At 34.4% G+C, this 23,202-nt stretch carries 19 protein-coding genes; 12 read left to right on the forward strand and 7 right to left on the reverse strand.

Annotation, left to right across the window (positions count from 1 at the left end):
* Positions 1-336 precede the first annotated feature (336 nt).
* From F6K23_RS01075 to F6K23_RS01110, 8 genes are all read left to right on the forward strand, one after another.
* Positions 337-504, forward strand: a complete 168-nt coding sequence (locus F6K23_RS01075) for a hypothetical protein (protein ID WP_293149678.1) — start codon at positions 337-339, stop codon at positions 502-504.
* 357 nt (positions 505-861) lie between these two features.
* A complete protein-coding gene (locus tag F6K23_RS01080) occupies positions 862-1,275 on the forward strand; it encodes a hypothetical protein (RefSeq protein ID WP_293149680.1) in 414 nt (137 codons plus the stop codon).
* A complete protein-coding gene (locus F6K23_RS01085) occupies positions 1,268-1,561 on the forward strand; it encodes a hypothetical protein (RefSeq protein WP_293149682.1) in 294 nt (97 codons plus the stop codon). Before F6K23_RS01080 ends, F6K23_RS01085 begins: the two co-directional genes overlap by 8 nt.
* 2 nt (positions 1,562-1,563) lie before the next feature.
* A complete protein-coding gene (locus tag F6K23_RS01090) occupies positions 1,564-2,169 on the forward strand; it encodes a hypothetical protein (protein ID WP_293149684.1) in 606 nt (201 codons plus the stop codon).
* A gap of 313 nt (positions 2,170-2,482) precedes the next feature.
* Entirely contained in the window at positions 2,483-2,896 is a 414-nt protein-coding gene (locus F6K23_RS01095) for a hypothetical protein (RefSeq protein ID WP_293149686.1), read from the forward strand.
* A gap of 174 nt (positions 2,897-3,070) precedes the next feature.
* Entirely contained in the window at positions 3,071-3,277 is a 207-nt protein-coding gene (locus tag F6K23_RS01100) for a hypothetical protein (protein ID WP_293149688.1), read from the forward strand.
* Between the two features lie 264 nt (positions 3,278-3,541).
* Positions 3,542-4,003, forward strand: coding sequence for a hypothetical protein (locus tag F6K23_RS01105; protein WP_293149690.1), 462 nt, complete (start codon positions 3,542-3,544; stop codon positions 4,001-4,003).
* Between the two features lie 36 nt (positions 4,004-4,039).
* Positions 4,040-4,765, forward strand: a complete 726-nt coding sequence (locus F6K23_RS01110) for an MFS transporter permease (RefSeq protein ID WP_293149692.1) — start codon at positions 4,040-4,042, stop codon at positions 4,763-4,765.
* A gap of 126 nt (positions 4,766-4,891) precedes the next feature.
* Here the strand turns inward: F6K23_RS01110 and F6K23_RS01115 are convergent, their stop codons facing one another.
* The 3 genes from F6K23_RS01115 to F6K23_RS01125 all read right to left on the reverse strand — a co-directional run bounded on the left by F6K23_RS01115 (position 4,892) and on the right by F6K23_RS01125 (position 7,704).
* Positions 4,892-5,350: a hypothetical protein gene (locus F6K23_RS01115; RefSeq protein WP_293149694.1), complete on the reverse strand. Its 459-nt coding sequence runs from the start codon at positions 5,348-5,350 to the stop codon at positions 4,892-4,894.
* Positions 5,351-5,712: 362 nt separating this feature from the next.
* Positions 5,713-7,464 (reverse strand): asparagine synthetase B, encoded by a 1,752-nt coding sequence (locus F6K23_RS01120; RefSeq protein ID WP_293149696.1) that lies wholly within the window; start codon positions 7,462-7,464, stop codon positions 5,713-5,715.
* A gap of 102 nt (positions 7,465-7,566) precedes the next feature.
* Positions 7,567-7,704, reverse strand: coding sequence for a hypothetical protein (locus tag F6K23_RS01125; RefSeq protein WP_293149698.1), 138 nt, complete (start codon positions 7,702-7,704; stop codon positions 7,567-7,569).
* A gap of 1,458 nt (positions 7,705-9,162) precedes the next feature.
* Here F6K23_RS01125 and F6K23_RS01130 point away from each other — a divergent pair.
* Positions 9,163-12,579 carry a response regulator gene (locus tag F6K23_RS01130; RefSeq protein WP_293149700.1) on the forward strand — a complete coding sequence of 1,139 codons (3,417 nt, stop codon included), beginning with the start codon at positions 9,163-9,165 and terminating at the stop codon, positions 12,577-12,579.
* A 469-nt stretch (positions 12,580-13,048) separates the two neighbouring features.
* Here F6K23_RS01130 and F6K23_RS01135 read toward each other — a convergent pair whose 3' ends face one another.
* Positions 13,049-16,564, reverse strand: a complete 3,516-nt coding sequence (locus F6K23_RS01135) for a HEAT repeat domain-containing protein (RefSeq protein WP_293149702.1) — start codon at positions 16,562-16,564, stop codon at positions 13,049-13,051.
* Positions 16,565-16,617: 53 nt separating this feature from the next.
* Here F6K23_RS01135 and F6K23_RS01140 point away from each other — a divergent pair, with 53 nt between their 5' ends.
* Entirely contained in the window at positions 16,618-16,776 is a 159-nt protein-coding gene (locus F6K23_RS01140) for a hypothetical protein (RefSeq protein ID WP_293149703.1), read from the forward strand.
* 436 nt (positions 16,777-17,212) lie between these two features.
* Positions 17,213-18,019, forward strand: a complete 807-nt coding sequence (locus tag F6K23_RS01145; protein ID WP_293149704.1) for an aspartate/glutamate racemase family protein — start codon at positions 17,213-17,215, stop codon at positions 18,017-18,019.
* Between the two features lie 253 nt (positions 18,020-18,272).
* On the opposite strand, the gene F6K23_RS01150 is transcribed toward F6K23_RS01145, so the two are convergent.
* The 3 genes from F6K23_RS01150 to F6K23_RS01160 all read right to left on the reverse strand — a co-directional run bounded on the left by F6K23_RS01150 (position 18,273) and on the right by F6K23_RS01160 (position 22,010).
* Positions 18,273-19,601: a dicarboxylate/amino acid:cation symporter gene (locus F6K23_RS01150; RefSeq protein ID WP_293149706.1), complete on the reverse strand. Its 1,329-nt coding sequence runs from the start codon at positions 19,599-19,601 to the stop codon at positions 18,273-18,275.
* A gap of 436 nt (positions 19,602-20,037) precedes the next feature.
* Positions 20,038-21,231, reverse strand: a complete 1,194-nt coding sequence (locus tag F6K23_RS01155) for a transporter substrate-binding domain-containing protein (RefSeq protein WP_293149708.1) — start codon at positions 21,229-21,231, stop codon at positions 20,038-20,040.
* 641 nt (positions 21,232-21,872) lie between these two features.
* Positions 21,873-22,010, reverse strand: a complete 138-nt coding sequence (locus F6K23_RS01160) for a hypothetical protein (protein ID WP_293149710.1) — start codon at positions 22,008-22,010, stop codon at positions 21,873-21,875.
* Positions 22,011-22,388: 378 nt separating this feature from the next.
* Between F6K23_RS01160 and F6K23_RS01165 the strand changes: the two genes are divergently transcribed.
* On the forward strand, positions 22,389-23,186 hold the full coding sequence (locus F6K23_RS01165; RefSeq protein WP_293149712.1) for a carboxypeptidase-like regulatory domain-containing protein: 798 nt from the start codon (positions 22,389-22,391) through the stop codon (positions 23,184-23,186).
* Positions 23,187-23,202 lie beyond the last annotated feature (16 nt).

A 23,202-nucleotide genomic window follows, 5' to 3' on the forward strand; every position in this document is an offset into this window, starting at 1 on the left:
ACAAGTAGTTTCTCAAGGTATTGCTAAAACTCAAGCAGTAGCTAATGGTGATACTTCAGCTTCAGATAATAGTTTAGATTCTGGTGATAGTGGTGATGATGGGATAATTTTGATTGATGTTGATGATAATAATCCAAATTTAGGTTTTTTGGCATCTGATAGTTTTGGTTGATACAAGTTTCATCTAGTTAAACTACAACTAATATAGAAATATCTTTATCTGTAATATTTTTAGCATTGATATTACTTTTTATTTGGGGTAGTCAATCAAAGCAGTGTTAACCTAATCAAATACCCCAATCATTTTTGTTCAGGCAAGGTGAAATTACCCAATGGTTGAGTCGTTGGGAAGAAATTAATGGTGAGGTGACAAATATTTTACCTTCCTCCAGAGAAACCAGTAGACCTATAGAAATTAATTCTGAAGTTACAGCTTATAGTTTTGACAGAGTTATTGTGTGTAATACAGCCAAAATTGCTCAGTTTTTAGTAGTCAGAGATTAACAGTTTGAAGACAAAGAAGTATGAATATCAATATATAAAATATATAAGATTATTTTGGAAGTGTTTAAAAATATTTTCCTTGATTAAATCAACTTTTAACTGAGGAGTAAATATATGAAATTTCTAATATGGGAGACATAGAATAATTTAAAAACAAGAACAGAAAATGGAGGTAGCTGTAAAAATTGTAATCATCTTTTTGTTTTCAACCCTCAAGTAGGAAGTAAATTTACAGATATATTTTTCAACAATTATATTCAAACTATTTCCTCTGAAAATACTTGATTTTTTACTCCTAAGCAATTCTGGTATTTGCTAGAGAGGCGTTTAGTACCTCAAACAATACCCATAGGATGTTTGGCACCTTTATCTATGATTATTCTTCTTCAATTTAATATATTTTTAGGACTTTCTTTTCAAATTTTAGGCTGGATTAAAGGAAGTATATTATACAATTATGAATCTGAAAATATAACAGTCTTCCATAGGTGTCTACAAATTAGTCGTGGATTGATTGTACTGAGTATTTTGAGTTTTATTTTTTATATAATACCAGTTAAAGTATTGATATTTTTTTGGCTTTTTATTGGATTTGAAATATTGATAATGTATTTGGGGATGGAACAATTCAATAAATTAGATAATTTAAGGATTAAATCACCCCTCTCATTATATTATCAGCAAAGCGACATTAACGAGTGGTTGAAACTTTGGCAAGAAATTAATGGTGAGGTGACAAATGTTCTACCTCCTTCCAAAGATAATGAGTGAACCTATACAAATTAATTCTGAAGTAGAAGTTATAGCTTATAGTTTTGACAGAGTTATTGTGTGTGACACTGCCGAAATTGCTCAATTTTTAATAGCTAATAATTTCCACTTTGAAAATAACTGCGCGGTACTAAGTATTGATGGATATCCCGAGAATATTTTTAGTACAGTAATGCAAATGTTAAAACAAAATCCAGATTTAAAAGTCTATGCTTTTCATAGTGCTACCCCCCGTGGAGTTACGATGATCGATGAGAAGTTACAGCTTATAGTTTTGACAGAGTAATTGTGTGTGACACTGCCGAAATTGCTCAATTTTTAATAGCTAATAATTTCCACTTTGAAAATAACTGCGCGGTACTAAGTATTGATGGATATCCCGAGAATATTTTTAGTACAGTAATGCAAATGTTAAAACAAAATCCAGATTTAAAAGTCTATGCTTTTCATAGTGCTACCCCCCGTGGAGTTACGATGATCGATGAACTGCGAAATAGTCCTAATTGGTTTGGCAGAAATAATCTAATTATTTATGATTTAGGATTATTACCACGTCATGTATTTGCTAGTAAGAATATGTGGATTATCAAGTCGGATGAATCAGCAAGACAAGCGCAACAAATACCTACAGCAGTTAAGTCAACTTTATCAACAAATGAATTACCATGGTTAGAGGCAGGATTTTGTGTAGAATTAGAATCTTTTTCTCCTCGTAAATTACTACAAGTAGTTTCTCAAGGTATTGCTAAAACTCAAGCAGTAGCTAATGGTGATACTTCAGCTTCAGATAATAGTTTAGATTCTGGTGATAGTGGTGATGATGGAATAATTTTGGTTGGTATTGATGATGATAATCGAAATGTAGGTTTTTTCGCATCTGATAGTTTTGGTTGATACAAGTTTCATCTAGTTAAGTTACAATTAATTGGGATTGGAGTAGTCATTTCAGTTATCAGTTATCATATCAGTTATCAGTTATCAGTACTTCTACCTGTTTGCGCAGCATTCCGTAGGAAAGTCAGAGACTTGAAGTATTGAATTTTATTTTTTTTATCCCCTTGAAAGGAGAGACTTGAGACCTTATTTTTTGGTCAATAATCAACAGTTTGAGGACAAATAAGTAGGAATATTGATATATAAGATTATTTTGGAAGTATTTAAGAATATTTTCCTTGATTAAATCAACTTTTAACTAAGGGGTAAATAGATGAAATGCGTGAAATGTAACACAGATAATAATTTACAGGAAAGAACAGAAGCTGGAGGTAGATGTAAAAATTGTAATCATCCTTTTGTTTTTGACCCACAAGCAGGAAGCAAATTTACAGATAAATTTTTCAAGAATTATATTCAGAATATTTCCTCTGAAAATACCTTTTTTTTTACTCCTAAGCAGTTGTGGTATTTGATAGATAAGCGTTTGGGAAGTAAAAATATTACTCCATTTAAATATTTATTTGGTTTGAATTTTTTATTGACAATAGTAGGTGGTATTGGTGGAGCAATGGGCTTCTATTTTTTATTACCTATTATTGCATTTGTAATCTTGATTACATACCTTATTTGGGGAAGTCAAGCCAAGCAGTTTAAAACTGAAAATAGAATAAATTTTGCCAGATAAATACAAGTTATTGGTGGATTAATTCTACTTAGTTTTGTAGTTTGGTTTTTTAAATTTTCTACTCTTACAAATACACCACTCATATTATTTATATTTGGAAGTGGTTTAGGAATATTCTTAATTTATTTCGGTACGCGACAACTAAGCATTCAACATAAAATACCCCAATCATTTTTGTTCAAGCAAAGTCAAATTATACAATGGTTGAGACGTTGGCAAGAAATTAATGGTGAGATGACAAATGTTTTACCAGCTTCCAAAGAAATGAGTGAACCTATACAAATTAATTCAGAAGTTACAGCTTATAGTTTTGACAGAGTTATACCAAATTCAAAAAAGGTCGCTACAGTATTAATCTCAAAACTCCTACCAACAAAATAAAGCACTGTAACAGTATTTTTTGAAAATGGTATTATTGTGTGTGACACTGCCGAAATCTCTCAATTTTTATCTGATAGTTCTGGTTAATAGCAGTTTCATCTAGTTAAGCTATAACTAATTAGGATTAAAGTAGTCAGTAATCAACAGTTTGAAGGCAAAGAAGTAGGAATATTGATATATAAGATTATTTGATATAAGATTATTTGGGAAGTGTTTAAGAATATTTTTTTTGATTAAATCAACTTTTAACTAAGGAGTAAATAGATGAAATGCGTAAAATGTAAAACAGATAATAATTTAAAAGAAAGAACAGAAGCTGGAGGTAGATGTAAAAATTGTAATCATCCTTTTGTTTTTGACCCAAAAGCAGGCAGCAAATTTACAGATATATTTTTCAACAATTCTATTGAGACTATTTCCTCTGAAAATACCTTGTTTTTTACTTCTAAGCAGTTGTGGTATTTCATAGATAAGCGTTTGAGGAAAAAAGGAGATATTGGTCTAGTTGTTTCCTTATTTTTATCATTTTTTTTATTACCATTTATAATGCGTGTTAGTGTAGAAATGGAGTTCAATATTTTACCATTTCTTATAATATTTGTACCCCTGATTTTATACTTTATTTGGGCAACTCAATATAAGAATTATCAACCTAAAAGCAGAAGAAGTTTTGCCATAGCTATACAAATTATTGGAGGATTAATTCTAGTTGCTGTTTTAGTTTAGTTTTTTAAATTCTCCACCGTAACAAGTACAGCATTTTTGTTAGGTATTGGTTTAGGAATATTCTTAATTTATTTTGGTACGCGACAACTAACTATTCAATATAAAATACCTCAACCACTTTGGTTTCATCAAAATGAAATTACCCAATGGTTGAGTCGTTGGGAAGAAATTAATGGTGAGGTGACAAATGTTTTATCTCCCTCCAAAGAAATGAGCGAAACTATGCAAATTAATTCTGAAGTTACAGCTTATAGTTTTGACAGAGTTATTGTGTGTGATACTGCCGAAATTGCTCAGTTTTTAATAGCTAATAATTTCCACTTTGAACATAATTGCGCTGTACTAAGCATTGATGGGTATCCCCAGAATATTTTTAGTACAGTAATGCAAATGTTAAAACAAAATCCAGATTTAAAAGTTTATGCTTTTCATAGTGCTAACTCCCGTGGAGTTACTATGATAAATGAACTGCGAAATAGTACTAATTGGTTTGTGGGAAATAATCTAATTATTGATGATGTAGGATTATTGCCACGTCATGTATTTGCTAGTAAGAATATGTGGATTTTAAAGTCAGATGACTCAGCAGAAAAAGGGCGAAAGATACCAGCAGAAGTCAAGCAAACTTTATCAAAAGATGAACTAGAATGGTTAGAGGCAGGATTTTATGTAGAATTAGAATCTTTTTCTCCTCGTAAATTACTACAAGTAGTTTCTCAAGCAGTTACTAATGGTGATACTTCAACTGATAGTTTTGGTTAAACACTGTAGGTTTGGTTAAGTGAAACGCAACCCAACAAAAACATATATATCTATATCTATATCTATAATTGTGAGGTTTTCCTGTGGATAAGCTACTCTAATACAGTTTGACTAAAGTAGGTTTTTTCACATCTGATAGTTTTGGTTAAATATTGTAGGTTGAGTTAAGTGAAGCGCAACCCAACAAAAACATATATATCTATATCTATAATTGTGAAGTTTATCCGGTGGATAAGCTAATACTATTTGACTAAAGTAGGTTTTTCCTATCTGATAGTTTTGGTTAATGTAGGTTGGGTTAAGTGAAACGCAACCAAACAAAAACATATATCTATATCTATAATTGTGAGTTTTATCTTGTGGATAAGCTAATACTATTTGACTAAAGTAGGTTTTTCCTATCTGATAGTTTTGGTTAATGTAGGTTGGGTTAAGTGAAACACAACCAAACAAAAATATATATCTATATCTATAATTGTGAGTTTTATCTTGTGGATAAGCTAATACTATTTGACTAAAGTAGGTTTTTCCTATCTGATAGTTTTGGTTAATGTAGGTTGGGTTAAGTGAAACACAACCAAACAAAAATATATATCTAATATCAAATTCAAAAAAGGTCGTTACAGTAAAAAAGAGGGTAGGGAGTAGGAAGTAGAATAGCCTTTTGTCCCTACTAATGATAGAAATTATATTAGGACTTGCTGATTAAATATCAAAGCATTAACAGATAAAAGTTTTAGCCTTTTCAGAGTAAAAAAAAGTGCAATTTTTTCAGCTTGAGAGACCAAAAATTTAGGATGAAAGGCTCACTATAGCAGAAAAATAAAGGGATAAAATATCCGACTACCTCCTCTAAATTTCCCGTTACTCCTGACTTCTGACTCCTACCTCTACCATAGATACTTTTTCAGCAAACCCTATTTATAAGAAGAGGTAATTCTAAATTCTTAATTCTTAATTCTTAATTCTTGAAGATTAACTTGCAGCCAAATTTCTAAACTTACTAATAACCATAATTTAATACCATAACGTTTCCAAGTATCTCCACGATAATTTAACCAATCTTTGATTAAATCTTGATTGAAATAAGGAGCGATCGCTGCTTTTTTACTTAACAATAAATTCTTGGTTCGACGTTGCCATTTTTGTCTAAACCAAAAGTTAACAGGTACCATCATTCCACTTTTTGGACGAGTTAATATTTTCTCTGGTAATAAGTCTGCCACTGCTCGTTTTAATACTGCTTTTTCATCAGCACCAGATAATTTATATTCTGATGGAATTTCTAAACTTAGTTCCACAATTCTTTGGTCAAATAATGGGGAAAGTCCGATTAAACTAGCTGCCATAGTCATGTTATTTACCTTAGTTAAAATATGGTCTGCTCCCTTAAATTTAATATTGAGTAACATCAAGCGGTTTAAATAATCAGCATCAGAATTTAAGTCAGACTCAAATATATAAGGTTCTGTTTTTACAGCTTCCCAAATCTCCGGTTTTAATAGCTTAGATAAATCTGCAAAACATTTATGAAAAGAACTTAGATAAGACGAAACAATATCCGGATTTCCTGACTGCAAACCACCATAAATATTATTTAATAACATCGGTTTATTTTTCGGTCCGCCAAAACAAGGGTCGCCACCTTCACCATTCAGAATAACCCCTACATTTTCTGCTGCTAAATTTCCTAAAAGATAGTTAGGAACTGTTAACGGGTCGCCAATAGGGTCATCTAAATTTGCCATAGTAATTGGCAGTTTATTCCACATATCATCCGGTGTAATTTCTAGGATGTGATGTTGAGTTTTACAATGTTCAGCAACTAAACTGGAAAATTCTAATTCGTTGGGTAATTCTGCACCAAAATGTATGGAATAAGTATGTACTGGATAATCATGATTTTTTGCTGCTAATGCCACAATACAACTCGAATCTAAACCACCCGATAAATAAGCTCCCACTGGTTGATTATTTGGTAAATATTCAGGAATAATTTTATCTAGAAGAGAACGTAAATTTTTACTATGATATTCTAAAGGTCGATCAGCATTTTTAACTTGTGCTTGTGGTTGCCAATAAGACATTGGTGATGAAATTTTCAAATCATTAGTAAAACGGATAAAACTTCCCGGTCTTAATTCTTTTACTTCCTGCCAAAGAGTACGTTCCCCAGGCACAAAAGCACAACAAAGATAATCCCGTAAAGCAATTAAATCTAAATCATTAGAATGATAGGGAGAAAGAATTTTTAACCGAGGAGAAATCCAAATAGTTGAGTCAGTAGCAGTGTAATATAAAGTCCTTCCACCCACGCGATCGCGCCCAATCCATAATTCTTTTTCTTCAGTATCCCAAATTGCTAAAGCAAAAATTCCTTCTAACAACAAAAAAGTTTTTACCCCATAACTTTGCCATAATTCAGCAACTATTTGAGTATCAGTAAGAGAGGTAGAAATATCTAAAAGTTTTTGTAATTGTGACAGATTAGTTAAGAAAATATCGCCCACAACAACAAACCTTTCATTAGAGCTAAAAGTCGGTTGAGCTTGATGAATCAAAAAATGGCGATCGCTCCAAGAAATATCTACCTTTATCTGGTCTATTTTTCCCCAAGCAAGATGCCAATTAGGGGTAACTAAATTTTTGGTTTTAGCAACAGGTGATTGTCTATTTAATGATAAAAAATTAAACTTCATATCTACTAATTTAGATGATAATTATTTAACTAGCTCTGAGCTAACAGCTTTCAGTTTGGGTTGAAAAATCCCATTTTAATTGTATTTCTCTGTTGTGTAATACTAAATCTTACGAATTCTTACTACATTTCCTTGAGAGTAGGGAGTAGGGTTAAAAGACATAATATATCTTGGTTTAATACCGATAATTGTTACAAACATTGCTGAACCATTATTATTACTTAATAACTGAAGTCGCATCGGAAGTATCGCATTATTTTTGGGAATTAGTATCAGTATAAATCACTCGCTGTTTGCGGAGCATAACTTTAGGAAATGCTGACTGTTAAATTGCTGTTTGCGGAGCATTGTCAGGAAACCCTCTTTAAGATCCACATCCAGATAAAAGGAATATCCAGGTAATTTCAAATTTAAAGTAGAGCGACCAATAGTTTATTTTTTAGTAATACCAAATCTCACGCATTCTTGCTACATCTCCTTGAAAGTAGGGAGTAGGGAGTAGCGAGTAGGGTTCAAATGCATAATATATCTTGGTTTAATGCCGATAATCGTTACAAACATTGCTGAAACATTATTATTACTTAATAACTGAAGTCGCATCGGAAGTATCGCATTATTTTTGGGAATTGGTATAAGCATTCAGCTATTAGCATTTCCTACGGAATGCTGCGCAAACAGCTATCAGATGCATGAAAGAAAGAATCAAACAATGACCAAGGTTAGCTGAAAGGACTTCCTGCGGAATGCTGCGCAAACATATTTCACTCCTTGAATACTAATTCCTTCTTCCAAGATAATGACTTAATAACTCATAACTCATAACTGATAGCTGACCGCTGAATGCTTACATTTTTTAATTGTGTTACATTGGATGTAGTGAGGAAAAATTTTTGCTCAATCTCAAGATAATGTAATGGACTTTGAGCAGAAAACCTATAGCTTAATTCCATATGAGTTTTTTGAAGATTAAGTGGCATTATTTTTTGACTTTTAATAAACATCTCCAATAATAAAAAATCAAATCAACTATCCCACAGAAATTATCAATTTTTTCCCCCTACTCCCTACTTCCTACTACCTACTCCCTCTGTTCTGGAGATGTCTAATATAGCAATCCTAAATTGGTTGTGGCAATTTTTATAATAGTTAACTTGAACTGAAAAACTTTAAAATTCTGAGGACTGAGGACTGAGGACTTACTCCTAACTGCCACCAAAATATTACAACTTAAATAGGATTGCTATATTAAATTTCATTGTCAAAATTTTTCTATGACCATTGATTACATCTATTTTTTATTAGTAGAGAAAATTTATCAATAACATGAGTTCAACAATGAATAATGAATAATGAATAATGAATAATTACCTCTCTATGAATTGAAGAGGATTGACAAAGAGATGAAAATTTTTCTTCACAGGAGTCGATTGGATATGGCTCCTTTGACCTCGCCATCCCATCCTAGGTCATGCTGCGCAAACGACCGCTTATTATCCCCTATCCAAGGGGAGGCGCATACCCACAATTTTTCGGTAAAGTAGTCTTTTCCTTCACTGTTGCCTATTGTTTATTCCCCAAAACCTAGAATTTTGTAGCTGACGCTTTTTAGGAATTGCTATAATCTAAAATATGTAGATAAGATCGAGTCTAATAACTAGATTTAGTATCAGATCATAAAAATACAAATATTTAAAGACTATGGTATCTAGAAATCAAGATTTATCGATCGAGAATACTAGAAAAAATTCCCTGCGCAACGTTTTTATTGTGCCTTTTATTTTACAAATATTAACAACATTTACATTAATTGGTTATCTTTCTTTTAGAAATGGAGAAAAAGCAGTTAATCGATTAGCAAGTCAATGGGAACATGAAGTTACAAACCGTGTCGAAGACCACCTAAATCATTACCTAGAATACCCTCACATTATTGTTCAAAGTAATCTAAATGCTATTCAACTCCAACAACTAAATACCACCAATATTGATACCTTAGCCTTTCATTTCATTAAACAAATTCAATTGTATAAATTTGTTTCTGCTATTTATTTTGCAGGTGACTATAAAAATGGAGAATATGCTCAAGGTAGACGAAATATAGATGGTACTCTAAATATAAAAGTATTTGAAGATTTTCCCAATCGTGTCGATTATCTCGTAAATAAAGAAGGTCAACGTATTAAAAAGCTGCAAACTAGAGATTTTTATCCCCAAACAAGACCTTGGTATCAAGCTGCAATAAAAGCACAGAAACCAACCTGGAGTAAAATTTATAACTTTGTTGGCCATGGTGAACTAGGCATTACATTTTCAGCACCTGTGTTAGACAAAACTGGAGAATTCAGGGGAATAATTGCCGTAGATTTGATTCTGAGTGATATTAGCGATTTTCTTAGACAACTAGAAGTTCCCCCTAGTAGTCAAGTTTTTCTGTTAGAAACTTCTGGAGATTTGATTGCTAGTTCCACACCGGAAAAGCCCTATTTTTTATCAGAAGAAAGTCAAATGCCACAAAGAATAAAAGCAGTAGCTAGTCAAAATAAATTAACTCAAGCAGCTGCCAAATATTTGAGCCTAAAAGTAGACAACCTTTCCGAAATTAAAACAACTCAAGAACTGAAATTTAAAGTTAATGGCCAAGCTCATTTTCTGCATATTGCTCCACTAGAACTTCAGCAAGGTTTAGACTGGATACTTGTAATAACTGTCCCGACTTCTGGTGTGATGGGAGAGATTCATGCTAATACACGCACCACCATATTACTTTGTATTGGAGCTTTAGCTGTAGCAATTGTAGTAGTAATTATGACAGTACGTTTAGTTACCGCACCTATTCTCAAACTTAATTCTGCTGCCAAAGAAATTACTGAAGGTAAATGGGAAACTCAACTCCACATTGACCGTAACGATGAAGTGGGAGAACTGACTCACTCTTTTAATTGTATGGCAAACCAACTCAAAAATTCCTTTAAATCTCTAGAAGCAAACAACCAACAACTCAAGGAACTCGATCGCCTCAAAGACGAATTTTTAGCCAACACTTCTCACGAACTGCGAACCCCCCTCAATGGTATTATCGGTATCGGTGAATTCCTTCTAGAAAGCAATACAGAAAATTTGAATCAAGTCACCACTGGCAACTTAACGATGATAGTTTCTAGCGCTCGTCGTCTCTCCAATCTTGTCAACGACATTCTTGACTTTTCTAAAATCAAACACCACACACTAGCATTAGACTTTAAACCTGTTGATGTTTATGGAGTGGTAGAAGCAGTAGTCATCTTAAATCTTTTACTTAGCAAAAAGAAAAATCTCAAACTAATAAATGCGACTCCTAAAGATTTACCCCCCGTCTATGCTGATGAAAACCGTCTACAACAAATCCTATATAACCTAATCGGTAATGCTATTAAATTTACTGAGTCTGGTCAAGTCAAAGTCTCAGCAGAATTAGTTGACAACAATATGACAAACTCCGCTCGACAACCCTGCACCCAAAACCGAGATATAGATAAATCTAAGCAACTGATAATAGTCGTCTCCGATACTGGTATCGGTATTCCCACTGATAAACTAGAGCGCATCTTTGAATCCTTTGAGCAAGGAGAAGGTTCCACAGTCAGAAAATATGGAGGTACAGGTTTAGGGTTAGCAGTCACGAAACAATTAGTTGAACTCCATAGTGGTCAGATATGGGTTGAATCTGAGGTCGGTGTCGGTTCTCATTTTCGCTTTACCCTACCCATTTCTCAAAAACCTGTAACCTATCCCCCATCTCTTCCTACTCATAAAATCAACAGTATTCGTCATCCGGTCGAACAAGTAGAAATACCCGTAGAAACTGAACCCAACAAATGTTATTTAGCTGATGGTGATTTCCACATTTTAATTGTTGATGATCAACCAATAAACATTCAAGTTCTCAACAATCACTTAACAGCAAATAACTACAAAGTTACCCAAGCATTAAACGGAAAAAGTGCTTTAGCTGCTTTAGATAGAGAAGGAAATATAGACTTAATTTTGCTAGATGTAATGATGCCTGATATATCTGGTTATGAAGTTTGCGCTAAAATTCGGGAAAAATATCCTGCCCAAAGTTTGCCAATTTTAATGTTAACAGCTAAAAATCAAGTAGCTGATTTAGTAATGGGTTTTCAATTTGGTGCTAATGATTATTTGACTAAACCTTTTGCCAAAGATGAATTATTAACTAGAGTTAAAACTCATCTTCAATTATCAAAAATTACTAATGCTTATGGACGTTTTGTCCCCCACGAATATGTAAAATTACTCTCTAAAGAAAATATTATTGACGTTAATTTAGGCGATCGAGTTTGTAAGAAAATGGCAATTTTCTTTTCTGATATTCGTTCTTTTACTACTCTATCTGAGAAGATGACAGCTCAAGAAACTTTTGCTTTTGTTAATGGTTATTTAGAACAAGTGGCCCCAGAAATTCGCGATCGCCATGGTTTGATTATTAAGTTTATGGGAGATGGCATTATGGCAGTATTTCCTAATGGTGTTGATGATGCTATACAGTCATCTATTTCTCAGCTTCATAAATTACATAAATATAATCAAACTCTACAAACTAAAGGTTTATTTCCCATTAAAATTGGCGTAGGAATTCATTGGGGTCACATGATGGTGGGTATAGTGGGAGAGAAAACTCGGATGTCGGGAGATGCAATTTCTGATAATGTTAATTTGACAGCTCGTCTGGAAGGTTTGACTAAGTATTATGGAGTTTCTTTGTTAATTTCTGAATCAGCTTTTCAGAGTTTAAAAAATCCAGAAAAATATCAAATTAGGTTTTTAGACCGGGCATCTGTTAAGGGTAGAGATGAACCTATTAATGTTTATGAAGTGATGAATGCTGAAATTGATGAAGTGCGAGAATTAAAGTTAAAAACTCAGGCAGATTTTGAAAGTGCTACAAAATATTTTTGCTCTGGAGATTTCGTTTCAGCTAAACATTATTTTGACAAAGTATTAGCAGTTAATTCTTCAGACCAAACAGCTAAACTTTATTTAGATAGAATTGATAAATTAACATCTACTGGTATTCCAAAAAACTGGAATGGAGTTTGGGCATTTACTCAGAAGTAATGAAGAAGGAAGAAGTAAGAAGTAAGAAGGAAGAAGGAAGAAGGAAGAAGTAAGAGGGAAGAAGGAAGAAGGAAGAAGGAAGAGGACTTACGCAAATTAACCTTGAAAACACCATGTGTAGGGGCGAATGGCATTCGCCCTGCCAGGGTTTTGGTTATAGCGATGTGGTTTATCAATCTGAAAAGCGCTTTCAACAATGAATAATGAATAATGAATAATGAATAATGAATAATTAATAATGAATAATTAATAATGAATAATTAATAATTAATAATTAATAATGAATAATTACCTCTCCTTGAAAGAAGAGGATTGACTAATAATGAAAATTTTTCTTTCTTATCCCCTGAAAAGGGGAGGCTTTAAACCACAATTTTTCGGTAAGCGACAGCACAACCTAACAAAAGTAAAAATCTGACCAAAAAATATAGAGAGAGGTACTGATAACTGATAACTGAAATGACGTGGACTAATTATCTAGTCGTCGCAATTTCTTTTTTGCCCACTCCCGCAGTTGTTCGTCTGGGTCATTTTCTACTCTGTCTTGTAATAGTGGGAGGATTTGCGGATGGTCTGGGTAATGTTTGACTATTGCTTCTAGTGCTGTTTGTCGAGGGTTGCCTTGAAACTCATTTTCACGTTGAAAGGGGTCATTGAGGGTAATGTGATAAAACAATTCTAAAACTCCCGACTCATTTTTCCAACCAGTAGCAATTTGTCGCACCGCTTCAAGTCGTACATACCAATTCTCATCAGACACTACCCATTGTTTGAGTAATTCTAAAGTTTCCGGTTGATTTTTCCAACCAGTAGCAATTTGTCGCACCGCTTCAAGTCGTACATACCAATTCTCATCAGACTCTGCCCACTGTTTGAGTAACTCTAAAGTTTCCGGTTGATATTTCCAACCAGTAGCAATTTGTCGCACCGCTTCACGTCGCACAGTCGAACTATCATCAGACTCTACCCATTGTTTGAGCAATTCTAAAATTCCCGGCTGATTTTTCCAATCAGTAGCTATTTGTCGCACTGCTTCTCGTCGCACATCGCAATTCTCATCAGACTCTACCCATTGTTTGAGCAATTCTAAAATTCCCGGCTGATTTTTCCAACCAGTAGCCATTTGTAGCACCGCTTCAACTTGTACACTCGAACTATTACCAGACTCTAAACTTTGTTTGAGTAATTCTAAAATTCCCGGTTTATCTTTCCAACCAGTAGCTATTTGCAGCACCGCTTCAACTCGTACATCCCAATTCTCATTAAACTCTACCCATTGTTTGAGTAATTCTAAAATTCCCGGTTTATTTTTCCAGCCAGTAGTTAGTTGTCGTATCGCTTCAACTCGCACACTCGAACTATTACCAGACTCTACCCATTGTTTGAGTAAATCTAAAGTTCCCGGTTCATGTTTCCAACGAGTAGCAATTTGTCGCACTGCCTCCCGTTGCACATCCCAATTCTCATTAGACTCTACCCATTCCTTGAGTAACTCTAAAATTTCTGGTTTGTCTTTGTATAAAGTAGCAATTTGCCGTACCGCTTCTCGTCGTATATCCCAACTAGAATCAAACACTACCCGTTGCTTGAATAACTCTAAAATTTCTGGTTTGTCTTTGTATAAAGTAGCAATTTGTCGTACTGCTTCCCGCCCGGCAACCCAATTATTACAATATACTAGCTGTTGTTTGAGCCAAGTATAGGTTAAAGGGTCATCCCTCCAGGTTGCAGCCACTACTGCCACAGCTTGAGTACGAATTTTATGAACTAAGGCTGCATTTTTCTGATAAATTTCTTCAGAGCTAATGTTGTAAGATTTGTAAGAATAACCACGGTCATACTCAGCCAAATCTTTTAACCTATTTAATAACCGAGACACCACATCACCAATACCATGACGACTCCTAACTTCAGACAAACACTTGCCAGCCAAAAATAAATTATTAAACTCTTCTGCTTTCCCATCTTGCTCTATCAAATAACTAATAATTTCTCCCACAAACTTCGCATCAATCATCCCCGCAATTAACCGCAACACCTCATGCCATTTTTCATCCTGCCAATGCTTACCAAAAACATCCTCAATTAATTCATCTTTAGAAATTTTCTGTTCCTTTTCAAACTGCAAAACAAAACTCCAAGCACAAAAATATTCCAAAAAAGTTCGATGCACAAAAGCATAATATTCAGCTCCAACAAAACACAAAACAAAATTCCGACTCCGCAACTGTTCCATCAACGCCCTAGCCACACCTCTAGCATCATTAATATCTACACTTTTTAGATACTCCCAAATAATCCTTTCTAAATCATTTCCTAAAATCAAATTACCAGCCAAACCAGCAATATTTCCCTGCATAAAAAAAGCTACTCGACGCAAAATTGCTTGCTTATCTTTATAGTCAATAGTAATCGGGTCAATCTTCGCATCAACTAACGCTCTTTCCATATCCCATTGATGTAACAAAACCCGCGAAGCTTGATTATAAAGTTCAGCTCTATCTCTCGGTAATTCTTGATGACGATTCAAGATAGCCATCATAGTTAATAACAGAGGATTTCCTGCCAATTCTTTAATAGCTCGAGAATCCTTCATTGCCCGTTTCAACCTTTCCCTTTTCCTCTCCCTTTCCGCCTCATCTTGATAAGTCAGATTATGCCAACGTTGAATAAAATCCTCAACTTGTTCCTCTTGCAAATCCTGCAACATAAAATGGTAAAACTCAGCATCCCGGAGTTTTTGTGGCTTATAACCAATCACCCGCGAAGTAACAATAACCCGCACATTTTTATAGACATTAGTAAACCGATGAATATCAGTAATTATTTCCTCTCGTTTTGCTGGCTCAAAAACTTCATCCAATCCATCAAACATCACAATAGCATCGCCATTTTGTAATTTTGCATCGAGTTCCTGTTGAGGTAATTGACAAATTATTCCGCTACCTTTTTCCAGAAAATCCAGAAAATTCTTGCATTTATTAGCATCATAGTTCCGAACATAAGTCCGCAGTTCAATTAATATAGGAATTGGCTGTAAATATAAATCTTTCCGAGGTAATTCTGCCCATTGGAGAGCGATATATTGTAATAAAGTAGACTTACCAGAACCGGGGTCGCCCAGAATCACTAAATATTGATAATTACTATTTTCTATTAACTCTAAAACCGAGCGAGTATGCTGTTCAAAATATCTCCGTCTGAGACCTTCCAATTGTTCTTGAGAAAAATCTTCTCCAAACTGCCCAGTCTCTTTTAATCGCTGCCGATATTCTTTAGGAATTTCATGTACTTGAGGCAGAAATTCCTGAGATTCCCGGACATTTTGAGGAATAAACATTCCCCATAATTTCAATTGATTATAAGCATAACCACTCGTATCTAAACTTTCTAATTTCAGATTTCCATATTGTTCAACAATTCCTTCTCGATATCTTTTGAAGTCAAAATCTGGCTTAATTTCAGTTTGATTTGCCAATTTATCCAGATTTTCTGAATCCAATATTTTCCGTAATTCATCAGACTCTCGAATAATTTTTTTCACCCTTCTCTGATATTGCTTGGCAACTAATTCCCAGTCAAAATCATCTGGTAAAGGTGGATTAATTTCGTTCCAAGTAATAGCTAGTTTATTAGTATCTAAAATTTTTATATCATTATCAAAAGCTTTAATCAAAACTTCTAAAATCAACTGATTTTTAATAAATTGTTTTAAAGGTTGGTCGTATTGCTTTAATTGACCTTCATTCAATTCAGCATTTTCTAATTCTTGCTTTACCAAATATAAAAAATATTTAATGGCTTGTGCCGTAGCTTTTTGTAAAATTTTTCCATTTGTTATGCCACCAATAGCATCAGAAATACCTTGTTTAAAAAAATCTTTAACATAGTCTTCAGCAGTACCCTTAGCTAATTCTCCAATAACTTCCTGAGCAATAAATTTAACCGCTTCACTACCCCCCCAAGCAATTAACCATTCAATCATAATTATTTCATCTGTTATGTGTTAGTTATTTTTCATTATATAGCGCTACGGGAATGGGGAGATGGGGAGATGGGGAGATGGGGAGATGGGGAGGTAGGGAGATGGGGAGATGGGGAGATGGGGAGATGGGGAGTGTGGGAGAAATTAAAAAATATATATCTTCACCATTACCATGTAGGACTACTAATATGTTTATAGCTATAAGTAGGTAGGCGCGAATAAATGTCACTACGTAACGAAATGTTTATGTTATTCAAACCCTTGAGATTGCTTCCTTCCACTCCGTTCCAGTCGCAATGACGTGGTTGTAAATTTTCTCACCTACCTACTTACTTCAATCTCCTCAACTCCCTTACCGAAAAATTGTGGGTATGCGCCTCCCCTTTTAAGGGGATAATAAGCGGTCGAGGGATGGCGAGGTATCCTCGCCATATCCAATCGACTCCTGTGAAGAAAAATTTTCATCTCTTTGTCAATCCTCTTCTTTTCAAGGAAAGGTAATTATTCATTATTCATTGTTGAACTCCTTACCTGATGAAAATCACTCGAATTTCATTTTTAGATCACCACCACCACCAGAAATTAGAAACATGATTAAACTATAGAAGTTAAAAACAAAAATCAAAAAATACGAAAAACCAAATTATTATGAAACAAGCAATTCGACAACAAGCAATGCCAGGAATTATTGGTGGATTAGGGCCACTAGCACATATTGAATTTGAACGTCGTCTAATTGCTTTAAATGCAGAACGAGGTGCAACCTCCGACAGCGATCATCCCATTTCAATTCTAATTAATGCAACTGATATTCCAGACCGTACTCAAAGCTTACTGGGAAATGCCCCAAGTTGTACTCCTTCGCTGGTTAAATATGGGAAAATACTACAAATGGCAGGAGCAAATTTTTTGGTAATTACCTGTAATACAGCTCATGGATTTTATGAAGCTGTACAATCTCAGTTAGATATTCCCTGGATTCATCTGATGAATATCACTGCACAATTTATTCAAAGTCATTATCCTCATAGTCGCCGAGTAGGCGTCTTATCAACAACAGGAACATTACAAGCTAAACTCTATCATAATAGTTTAAGTGCTTTAGGATTAACTGCGATCGCGCCCCCCTTAAACTCTCCATTACAAAGAGATCTTATGCATGCAATTTACAATCCTGTTTGGGGAGTTAAAGCTACAGGAGTCGAAATTTTCCCACCTGCAATTTCAATTTTAGAAAATGCTATAACTTGGTTAAAAGACCAAGGAGCAGAATTAGTCATTGCTGGATGTACTGAAATATCAGTAGTGTTGCCAAAACTCAAACTTCATTCACTGATTAATATTGACCCCCTTGATATTCTTGCCAATCTGACTTTAGATTTAGCATTTGGTCATCAAGAAATTCCAATCAATAGACACAACTCATCTACTCAAAAATTATACCAATTCACTTAAAAAATGTCACAAATAGTTGGTAATTCATAAAGTCAAAGGTAGTCCTGCATAGATAGTAATGGTAAAAGGATAGTACGGGAGCAAGATGCTCCCACTACCGTGTCTCATAACAAAAATAATTACAATGCACTACCATTAATAATGCAGCACCACCAAGTCATTTCAGTTATCAGTTATCAGTTATCAGTTATCAGTACCTCTAGTTAAAGTCATATGATAAGTATTTAACCGGATTTGATATGACTTTAGTGAATTAGACTATCAAACTTTGAGTGTGAGAATTTAATCCAGGCGATCGCTTATAATCAGCAACTGCTGCTGTAGCTGCAATTCCTGTGTGGACAATCCCCAAAGTCCGGAACGGATCGATAATTGGGTCTACCGCAATCAATAGTACCAATATTGCTTCTAGTGGTAATCCCAAAGGTTGTAGCACTAAATCTAATAATGTTAAAGTTAAAATTCCCGTTGCTCCTGCTGTTGCCATCCCTGCTAAAATGGAAGCAACAATAATAATTACAAAACTAGATAAGTTTAATTGATGCTGATAAAGTTGAGCTACAAATACAGAAGTTGTGGCAAAATAAGCCACGGGACCGAATCTACAAACAGTAATTGCCAGAGGAATCACCAAATTAACTGTTTGTTTATCAAATTTCAGTAGCTCAGTTAAAGCAGAAATGGAAGACGGTAAACAAGTAAAACTACTCCTAGTTGCCAAAGCTAAAATAGTTGGTTCTTTTAAACTAATCAACACTTTCCACAAAGAACAATCTGCCTTTTGCCAAACAACCAGGGTGCTAACTACATAAATAATAAAAAATATTAAAATTGTAATGATTACAAAATTTTTCATAGCAGCTAAAATACCAAAACCAGTCGTCGCTATTTGGCTAGCTAAAAGACAACATAAACCCATGGGCAGGAATAAAATTATCCAATCAATTAACTTTTTTGAAGCTTGAAATATAGTTTCTAAAATATTAAATACATCTTCCTTATAAGATTGTTTGAGATATCCCATTGCTATGCCAAAAACAATAGCAAAAAACAGTATTTCCAGAGCATTACCCTCACTTAAAGATGCAAAAATATTCTCAGGAACTAAATTAAATAAAAAAGATATTAAATTTATTTCTGGCTCGACCACTTCTTCAATAATTTCACCAGTAAGAGATACCTCTAAATCTAATTGGGATTTGTTAACAATTATCCCCAAAGTTGTTAAACTTGAATCATCTAAATTACCTCCAGGATTAGTGAGTAATGTAACAATTACTCCAATTATACTTACGCTAATAAGTCCTAATGAAAATACAATTAAAATACGTTTGACATATTTATTAGCTTCCTGACTACCTATTAGTCTGCCTACACTCATTGTTATTGCCGAAAATAACAAAGGTAAAACACACATTTTCAACAGCTCAAGATAAAGATTTCCAAAAGGAGTTAAAATCGCAGCTATATCTTTTTGAAAAATTCCTATATATAATCCTAGTAAAATTCCAGGTATAATATACCATGGATTACGCAAAACTCTAATTAATGAATAAAAATTGAATCCTTTGTTTTTTTTCATAATGAACAATTATAAAAATTTTTTATCTTTTCTGTGACTTGTTTAATACCCCACTTTACTGATAACTGATAACTGAAATGACAGGAGGTAATTAAAATTGTTTGGGCTCATAAGAGACAAAGTGGCCAGTAGTTGACTATCCCCATGCAATTTAGCCTTCTTCCTTCTTCTTCCTCCTTCCTTCTTACTTCTTCCTTCTCTCCTAGATAATTAGGCGTTGCTGAATTGAAGTATGAATGCGCGATTGTTTGGTTCTCGCCTTCGCCCCCGCGCATCCCCCGCGCATTGGGGTACTTTTAGAGTTTTATTCCCCCCAAAATTGGGGGGCTAGGGGGGCAAAATTATACCCAGAATCAGCAACGCCGATAATTAAAGCCTTCTTACTTCTTCTTACTTCTTCTTACTTCTTCCTTATTCCTTCTTCCTTCTTCCTTCTTCAATTAAATTTATCTGCACTAGATGTTTCTAATAACTCAGAATACTCATCCAACAAACTCTTAACACTATAATGATTATTGGTAATTTGTAGATATAAATTAACAAATTCTAACAAGTGATTGCTAGACCATGGCAGAGCAATTGCTATAGGGTCTTGAGTATCTGTTAAGGCAACAGTTTGAAAATTCAAAGCCACATTTGGTTGATTTATAACAATCTTTTTTACTTCTAATTCATCCCGGTATGCTGCTAATATATCTCCTCGAATAGCACCTTTCACTACCTCTTCCCAACTCGGATATGTCACAATTGTAGCCTTGGGAAATTTCTGTTTAGCAAATCCTTCATAGGAAGAACCATTAATTACTCCAATCTTGCCTTCAAAATCCCTCAAAAATTCTACTGTCTCTTTATTTTTAGCTGCCTTAGTTAATTGTATTCGGTTGAGTAATAAACCCTGGCGCATGGTCAAATAAGGATGAGAAAAAGAAATTATTTTAGCTCTATTCAAAGTTTGACTAAGTTTAGAAATCGCTAAATCTGCTTGACCTCGATCGACAAATTCAACCACTTCATTAAAAGTTTTAGCACTACGATTAATCTGAAGTTCAACCCCTAAAGCTTCAGCCAAACCTCTGGCAATTTTAATATCTAATCCTTCCAATTCACCCCTTTTATTCTCAACAAAAAAAGGTGAATTATCATACTCTGTCATCACAACAATTAACTCACCTCGGTCAACAATTTTTTGTATATCCGGAGAGAGCAACTTTACTGAGGAAGATTTTTGGGGGAAGCTGTTAGTATTTCCTTGAAGCAAAGTCCAAGTTTTTTCATCAACTATTGCCGTTGCTTCTAACCCCAGACTAATTTGAAAGTTATAAACAGCATCCTGAGTTTGTTCTCCATAAATTCCATCTATCGCTCCAGGATAATAACCTTTTTGTTTTAATCTAGTTTGTAACTGAATAACATCATATTCTCCGCTATTTTCAGTTACTTGTGAATCTAAAATATTAACAGACTGGATATATTTTGTATTTCTAATCTCAGCAATTTTTTCAGCTGCTTCCAGGGAAACAGAATTTGCATAATGTTCTGTTTTTATAAAAGTTGTAAAAATAACAATTATTCCGAAAGCAACCAGGGTTAATTTGACAATTAAATATATTCTTTTGGAGAATTCATTCATGGAATTATTCCTGACTCCTAACGATATTTAGCAATACCACGTCCGGATGATTAAGTATAATAAAAATGTTCTATTGAAGCGCTCTTGAAGGAATATCCTAAATTTGTGCTCCGTTTCCAGTGTTATCACTTGAATTTACACCTACGACCTAGCACTTAAGAACTTTATTATAACTAATTAAACGGACATGATATAGTACCAGAATTTTTGATATTTTTTAATACTAACCTTAATTAGGTAAGCATAGATTTTCAAACATCATAATCTGGCATTGATTATCATAAACAAGTGAACTTGTCAACTTTCCGGACAAAAGTTTTAGGTTAGGTATTTTATCTATGTAGTTGTAGAGATGGCGAAAATTGAATAATATCAAATCCGTTTAATAAAAATATATAGCAAATTTTTGAGATTTGGTATTACTTGATAGTCCTGCTCGCGTACGATTCTGTAAACTTAAATAATAACCAAGGAGGAATATCTTTAGAAATTACTAAGGTGTAAGATTTAGCTAAAAAGTAATCATTTTTGTGACTGTTAGGTTAAATCAAATCCAGTATGATCGCTATAAATACAGAAACCGACTTTGTGTTTTGTAGATGTCAGTTTTGTGGGATATCTCATATAAACCCAGTTTTTTATCAGTCTTCAGAGTTGAAGAGCGATCGCCTGCCGTTGGTTATTGTGAGTGTCAACCTTTGAGTATAGAAGAGTTTACAGCGCTTTTCATATTGATGAACCACATCGTTATAATCACGCGCCCTGTAGAGACGTTCCATGGAACGTCTCTACGGTGGTCTACCGTGCAGGAAAACCGCTGTAAAGAATGGATTACCGAAAAATTGTGGGTATGCGCCTCCCCTTGGATAGGGGATAATAAGCGGTCGTTTGCGCAGCATGACCTAGGATGGGATGGCGAGGTCTCGGAGCCCTATCCAATCGACTCCTGTGAAAAAAAATTTTCATGAATTTGTCAATCCTCTTCTTTTCAAGGAGAGGTAATTATTCATTATTCATTATTCATTATTCATTGTTGAAAGATGATGATGTTAATGTCTCTGTTGATTCATTTGGTGGGCATGAGAAAAAGTATCAGGAATGGCTAGAAACTCAACCGAAGACTAAGGCCGTTGAACCAGTAAAATAAAGTTTAGTTAATGTCTAAAAAAATTAATATCAATTTATTAGGGCAAATAATTTTTTGCTTAACAATATTCCTTTTCCTAACTCTATATTTTTATCCCGCACCAGCCAAAGCTTGGTCTCTCCAGGAATCGTTGAATCCCTTAGTAGCTGAAGAAATGCGTCTGGAGCGTCAGTATCAAAACACCCCCATTCAGATACAGGGCAGAATTGTGGGAACTGAAGATATCCCTCTAAGTAATATAAAAGTTCGTCTGGGGGATAAACAGACAGTTACTAATATTTCGGGAGAGTATTTCTTTCCCTCCATACCTCGTCAAAACAAACTTTTGGAAATTGATACCCCCGACTATTACCAGGAAATCATTCCTCTAGTTCTAACATTACCCCTGACAACCTCTCAAGTGGAAGTCGCACCTATTCCTTTAGTAAAACGGATAGACTCGAAAACTCGATTTCTGTTTGGAGGAGACGTAGCAATGGGTAGGCGGTTTCTCGACCCAGAAAAGAAAACCCCCCGCAATAAAATTCCTCCAAATAACCGTGATGCTCTAATTCAAGCCTCCCATCCCCAAGATGGAAGTGCCAAAGTGCTAGAAGATTTACAACCTCTATTTCAACCTAATGTCAGCGATTTTCGCAGTGTAAATTTGGAAACCCCAGTCCTAGATAACCCAAAAACACCCCATTGGGCTAAACCCTATAGTTTTTTTACCGAAAAATTCTGGGTATGCGCCTCCCCTTTTAAGGGGATAAAAAAAGAGAATATTTCAGATTTCAAGCCTCCTTATTGCAGAGGTACTGATAACTGATAACTGATAACTGATA

Origin of the sequence: Okeania sp. SIO2C9 (genome assembly GCF_010672455.1) — a bacterium.
Lineage (GTDB): Bacteria > Cyanobacteriota > Cyanobacteriia > Cyanobacteriales > Microcoleaceae > Okeania.